General features: G+C 34.9%; 4 protein-coding genes and 1 other annotated feature. All 4 genes read left to right on the forward strand.

Going from position 1 to position 6,000, the window contains the following annotated elements; translation table 11 throughout:
* The first annotated feature begins 4 nt into the window (after window positions 1–4).
* The 4 genes from BR82_RS0106805 (at window position 5) to argB (ending at window position 5,656) form a co-directional block, all read left to right on the forward strand.
* Window positions 5–2,098, forward strand: a complete 2,094-nt coding sequence (locus tag BR82_RS0106805; RefSeq protein ID WP_027089573.1) for a peptidoglycan D,D-transpeptidase FtsI family protein — start codon at window positions 5–7, stop codon at window positions 2,096–2,098.
* Between the two features lie 150 nt (window positions 2,099–2,248).
* Window positions 2,249–2,462 (forward strand) — a binding site (T-box leader).
* A 44-nt stretch (window positions 2,463–2,506) separates the two neighbouring features.
* Complete coding sequence (gene argC, locus BR82_RS0106815) at window positions 2,507–3,544, forward strand: N-acetyl-gamma-glutamyl-phosphate reductase (RefSeq protein ID WP_024721286.1); 1,038 nt, start codon at window positions 2,507–2,509, stop codon at window positions 3,542–3,544.
* 12 nt (window positions 3,545–3,556) lie between these two features.
* On the forward strand, window positions 3,557–4,780 hold the full coding sequence (argJ, locus tag BR82_RS0106820; RefSeq protein ID WP_027089574.1) for a bifunctional glutamate N-acetyltransferase/amino-acid acetyltransferase ArgJ: 1,224 nt from the start codon (window positions 3,557–3,559) through the stop codon (window positions 4,778–4,780).
* A 12-nt stretch (window positions 4,781–4,792) separates the two neighbouring features.
* A complete protein-coding gene (gene argB, locus BR82_RS0106825) occupies window positions 4,793–5,656 on the forward strand; it encodes an acetylglutamate kinase (protein ID WP_024721288.1) in 864 nt (287 codons plus the stop codon).
* Window positions 5,657–6,000: the final 344 nt, after the last annotated feature.

Here is a 6,000-nt window from a genome sequence, read left to right on the forward strand (position 1 = left end):
TAAGATGGCATTTAATTTTAAAAATAAAATTCATAAAGTTCGTTTTTATGGAGCCTTAGAACAAGAACGAGAACAGAAAAATAAACAGGATAATATAGTCAGCAGGCGGTTGATCGTTTTGCTTTGTTTCATTGTTGCTATTACATCAGTCATGGCTGCTAGACTAGCTTTGATTCAGTTTAAAGACAGCGATGAATTAGCTGTTAAATTAGAAAAATACGGTACTGCTACATATTCAACCGATGCCCCTAGAGGTGAAATCGTCGATCGTAATTATGTTAAACTGGTACAAAATACTAATGTTATCTGTGCAACTTATTATGCACCTAAAAAGATCAAAGATGAACAGTTGAAAACATCGGCTAAATTTTTAGCGAAGACGATAAATCTAGATACTTCTTCTATTTCAACCCGTAATAAAAAAGATTATTTCATTATTGCATATCCAGATCTAGCTGATGAATTAGTCAGTGATGAAGAAAAGGCTAAACTTAAAGAGCAGAATAATTATGACAGTGCCTTATTAAATCTTCAGATCGAACGGATCACTGATGAGATGCTTGAAGAATACATGGATGAAAACACATTAAAATATACGCACTTTTATTATTTGATGAAGAGCTGTTCAAGCGGATCATCAGTACTAGCAGAAGGGATCAGTGAAGAAGAAGCAAGTATCATTGGAGAAAACATCGATATCCTGCCAGGAATCGATGTAACGACAGACTGGTCACGGCAGTATGTTTACGACCGGGAATTCAGTCAGGTACTGGGCAGAGTAACGACGAAAAAACAGGGTCTGCCTTCGGAAATGAAAAATGAACTGTTAGCTTTAGGATATCAAAACGATTCCAGAGTCGGGGTATCTGGATTAGAAGCACAGTATGAAAATATCTTGAGAGGAAGCGACAGCAGCTATACATTGAATTATGACAGTAGTGGAAATCCAATTGTTACAAGTACCAAATCAGGAACAGCCGGATCAAATATCCGTCTATCGATCGATTGGGAGCTGCAGCAGTTTGCCGATTCGATAATAGAAGAAGAACTGGTCAAGATGAACAGTCAAAATAAATTCTTTAATAAGATGTTTTTTACACTGATGGATCCCTACACGGGTGAGATCATCGTGATGTCTGGGAAAATCATCAATAAAGAAACCGGAGAAGTAACAGATTATGCAGCGGGAAACTATTTAGATGCCAATTTGATTGGATCGACGATCAAAGGAGGAACTCTTTATACAGCGTTCAAAGAAGGGGTGATAACACCAGGGACGACCTTTATGGATGAACCAATCAAGATCAAAGGAACGAAAGAGAAGAAATCACATCGAGATTTAGGACTGATCAATGAAATAGATGCTCTAGCATACTCATCAAATGTTTATATGTTTAGAATAGCGATGCTGTTAGGAGGAGCAAACTACGTATATGATGGACCGCTAAAGATCAATGATGAAGCTTTTGAAACCTTAAGAAGAGATCTTGGAGAATTAGGCTTGGGAGTAAAGACAGGGATCGATATTCCTAACGAAGCGTTTGGATATAGAGGAAGCAAGCGAACTGGAGGGTATTTATTAGATGCTTCGATTGGACAATATGATACATATACAAATATCCAGTTAGCACAGTATGCCTGCACACTAGCAAACGGTGGAAAGAGAATCAAACCACATTTATTTTTAGATTCATATGTAACAGATGCTGATGGATTGGCAAATGCCAACTATACAGTTAAAACAGAAGTGTTAGATGATGTATCTAGTCAAACGACGGCTTTTAGCCAAATCAAACAGGGAATGAGAGCCTGTGTAACAAGAACAAACGGGACATGTAATTCTTACTGGAGCAGTAAATCCTATGTGACATATGCAAAAACGGGGACTGCTGAAGATTATACAGGAACAGGAGAGACCGATTATCCAAACCATTTACAGATCGGATATATCCAGGCAGATGAAAACTCTGAACCAATCGTAGCCTTTGCCTGTATCGCGATACGACAAACGACAGCATCGAATGGAGGCAGCAGTTCAGCACCGTTGATTTCACAGCAGATAATTGATAAATATGTAGAAAAGTATGGTTTAAATTAAGTTTTAGAATAATGTGAAGATTCTTATATATCAAGGATCTTCACATTTATAAATAATAAGTTTTTTTTATTAGAGTTAAAGAATTATTTTAAATCAAGAAAGAAATTCAATTTTTATTTGACAAAATATTTTTTAGTAATATAATAGTAACCAAACTCGATGACTAAAAGAGTAGTTTTGATGACGATTTTTAGCGAGCTGATGTGGGTGGAAGATTGGCAGTCTAATCAAAATGAAGCGCATTTACGAGAGGAAAGTGGGAACTTAGAGTATCACTTTCGGGCAATCACCCTTAACGATGAAAGAGATCATAGGGTCAACTTATGATAAATAGAGTGGTAACGCGGTTAATTTCGTCTCTTGTTTAAGAGACGTTTTTTTATATTAAAGAAAGTGGAGGACTAAAAAATGATTAGAGTAGGAATTGTGGGATCAACCGGATATGGGGGATGTGAGTTAGTGCGATTTTTATTAACACATAAAGAAGTTGAAATTAAGTGGGTTTCATCAAGGACATACACTGATCAAGAATATAGTTTTGTTTATGCTAGTTATTTTAAGCTGTTAGATCAAAAATGTGTTGATGAAAACATCGAAGATTATTTAGATGATGTTGATGTTGTGTTTTTTGCAACACCTCAGGGAGTGTGTGCAAAGATGGTTAATGAAAATGTTTTAAGTAAAGTAAAAGTGATTGATTTAAGTGCTGATTATCGAATTAAAAATGTAGATACTTATGAAAAGTGGTATGGAATCGAACATGCTTCTCCAGAATTTATCAAAGAAGCTGTATATGGATTGTGTGAAATTAATCGTGAACAAATAAAAAAAGCGCGTTTGATTGCAAATCCAGGCTGCTATCCAACATGCTCGATCTTAACAATCTATCCGTTAGCCAAAGCAGGATTGATCGATATGGATACATTGATCATTGATGCTAAAAGTGGTGTTAGTGGCGCGGGACGTGGCGCTAAAGTGGCTAACTTATATTGTGAAGTAAATGAAAGTATTAAAGCATATGGGGTTGCGAGTCATCGTCATACCCCAGAAATTGAAGAACAGTTAGGTTATGCTTGTAATCAGGAAGTATTATTGAACTTTACGCCTCATCTAGTTCCGATGAATCGTGGTATTTTAGTAACTGCTTATGCAAAATTAAAAGCCGGAGTTAGTAAAGAAGATGTAGCTAAGGCTTATCAATGTTATGATGATGAGTATTTTGTAAGAGTTTTAAATTCTGGAGTTTTACCAGAAGTTCGAAATGTTAAAGCTAGTAATTTTGTTGATATTAATTATAAGATCGACTCTCGGACTAATCGAATTATTATGATGGGAGCAATGGATAACTTAGTAAAAGGGGCGGCTGGTCAAGCAATTCAAAATATGAATATCATGTTTGGACTTGATGAAAAAGCTGGGTTGCTTTTAGCGCCTGCGGTATTATAGGGGGATTTGATAATGAAAATAATTGATAATGGAACAGTGACTTCGCCAATTGGTTTTTTTGGAGCAGGAGCCCATGTTGGTATAAAAAAAGAGAAAAAAGATTTAGCGTTGATCTATAGTCAAGTCGATGCTAAAGCAGTCGGTACATTTACACAAAATATTGTTAAGGCGGCACCGGTAGTATGGGATAAGATGATCGTAGAGAACTATGATCATGCAAGAGTTGTTGCAATCAATAGTGGTGTTGCTAATGCTTGTACTGGTGATGAGGGAATGAAGTATAATGAAGAGTTCGCTAAAAGCGTAGCTGATAATTTTAGTTTTGAAAAAGAAGAAGTTTTGATTTGTTCAACTGGGGTAATTGGTAAACAGTTACCGATGGATAAAATTATCGCGGGTATACCACAAGTAAAATCATTGTTAAGTGATAGTGAAGAGGCTGGTATGATCGTAGCTGAAGCAATTATGACGACAGATACAAAACCAAAGCATCTTGCAGTGGAAATTAAACTTGATGGAAAGAAAGTTACTTTGGGTGCTTGTTGTAAGGGTTCAGGGATGATTCATCCTAATATGGCGACGATGTTAGGGTTTATTACAACTGATTGTAATATTTCTAAAGAGTTATTAAATAAGGCTTTAAAAGAAGTAATTCCTGATACTTTTAATATGGTATCTGTAGATCGGGATACTTCAACAAATGATACTGTCTTATTATTAGCTAATGGTTTAGCTAATAATAAAGAAATCGTTAATGAAGATGAAGATTATCAAATTTTTAAAGAAGCTTTATATTATGTTAATGAATATCTAGCTAAAGCTATTGCTGGTGATGGCGAAGGAGCTACTAAATTATTGGAGGTACAAGTTCATGGTGCCAGCAGTATTAAACAGGCTAAAGTGATTGCTAAAAGTGTTTGTACATCACCGTTAGTAAAGACAGCTGTTTATGGTAATGATGCTAATTGGGGAAGATTATTATGTGCAATGGGGTATTCTGGTGAAGAATTTGATCCTTATGATGTGGACTTAAGTGTTGCTAGTGAATTTGGTCAGTTGCAGTTAGTATCTAAGGGAATGGCAACAGATTATAGTGAAGAAAAAGCAACCAAGATATTATCAAGTAGTGAAGTTAAAGCAATTATTGATATTCATAATGGTGATTTTAAAGCAACAGCATGGGGTTGTGATCTAACTTATGATTATGTTAAGATCAATGCTGATTATCGTTCGTAAGGGGGAATTTAAGTGCATACAAGAGAACAAAATAAAGCTCAAGTATTAGTTGATGCGCTAAGCTATATTCAAAAATTTGCTGGAGATACAGTTGTTATTAAATATGGTGGCAGTGCGATGACAAATGAAGTTATCAAACAGTCAGTATTAAAAGATATCGCAGTATTAAAATCAGTTGGAATCAAGCCGGTAATAGTTCATGGTGGGGGAAAAGATATTAATACTTGGTTAAATAAGGTTAGTATTGAAAGTGAATTTAAAAATGGTTTAAGAGTTACTACTAAAGAAACTTTAGAAGTTGCAGAAATGGTACTATCTGGAAAGTTGAATAAAGGACTGGTACAGCATATGGAAAGAATTGGTACGCATGCTGTCGGGTTATCAGGTAAAGATGGTAATATGCTTACTGTTGAAAAACATTTTTCTAAAGGTGAAGATATTGGCTGGGTAGGTAAGATCACAGCAGTTGATACTGATTTGATTGAAACGTTATTGATGAATGGTTATACTCCAATTATTTCAACGATCGGTTTAGATGAAAAATATAATGCTTATAATATTAACGCTGATGATGTGGCAACTGCTATTGCTCGTGCTTTAAAGGCGAGTAAACTAGTCTTTTTAACTGATATTGAAGGGGTATTGAAAGACCCTAATGATCCTAAAACTTTGATTTCTAAAATTAATACCGCTTCAGCAAAAGTATTATTTGAATCAGGAATTATTCAAGGAGGAATGATTCCTAAGTTACAAAACTGTATTGATGCAGTACAAAATGATGTAAATAAAGTCCATATTTTAGATGGTAGAATGGAACATAGTTTGTTAGTTGAAATTTTTACTACTAATGGTGTTGGAACTGAAATAAAAAAGTAATCTCATCAGACAATGTCATTAAGTTAGGCATTAAAATACTGAAAAAGCTCTTTAATGTAATTTAAAGAGACTTTTTTATTTAGCTATTGACAAATAGTGAGAATCGTGTGGCTAGTAATGAATAGCAAAATATTCATTACTAGCCCTTTTTAGTAGATGTATTTTTTAGGAGGTATTACATATGATGAAACATTCAAATTCAAACATCTACTATTCACCAAAAAAGATCAAAAAGATTCTCAATCAATCTATCGATTTTACTCTTGAAGGGATTCAGTGCTTCTGCCATGATCCAATCTCAAATTTTACTCGTAATCGCTTATTACCTGCTCGTATATTGATTG

This window comes from Thomasclavelia saccharogumia DSM 17460 (genome assembly GCF_000686665.1).
GTDB lineage: Bacteria > Bacillota_I > Bacilli_A > Erysipelotrichales > Coprobacillaceae > Thomasclavelia > Thomasclavelia saccharogumia.

What these genes read in the sequence shown, in the direction of transcription:
- BR82_RS0106805 (WP_027089573.1), top strand. Translation starts at nt 5, where the DNA reads ATGGCATTTAATTTTAAAAATAAAATTCATAAAGTTCGTTTTTATGGA.
- argC (WP_024721286.1), top strand. Translation starts at nt 2,507, where the DNA reads ATGATTAGAGTAGGAATTGTGGGATCAACCGGATATGGGGGATGTGAG.
- argJ (WP_027089574.1), top strand. Translation starts at nt 3,557, where the DNA reads ATGAAAATAATTGATAATGGAACAGTGACTTCGCCAATTGGTTTTTTT.